The 222-nt window shown below is 65.3% G+C and carries 1 pseudogene; it reads left to right on the top strand.

Annotation, left to right across the window (positions count from 1 at the left end):
* Window positions 1–85: 85 nt before the first annotated feature.
* A pseudogene (locus F6Q13_RS19560) lies at window positions 86–222 on the top strand (IS256 family transposase); the annotation flags it as partial.

Here is a 222-nt window from a genome sequence, read left to right as displayed (position 1 = left end):
ACCACGGACGACGGCCACAGCGTGATCCTTTCGGAAAGGCGACAACCGATCGAAAGGAGGCACCACAGTGGCCGTCGTCAAGAGTATGGACCTTGTGGAGGCTGTCCGCGAGCAGCTGGCCACGGCGAGCCCGGACGTGCTGCGCAGCCTCGTGGAGACCTTCGCGAACGCCCTTATGTCCGCGGAGGCCGATGCGCTCTGCGGAGCACCGTATGGGGAGTC

This window comes from Mycobacterium sp. (assembly GCF_008709575.1).
Taxonomy (GTDB): Bacteria; Actinomycetota; Actinomycetes; order Mycobacteriales; family Mycobacteriaceae; genus Mycobacterium.
This window is presented reverse-complemented; position numbering and strand designations above follow the sequence as displayed.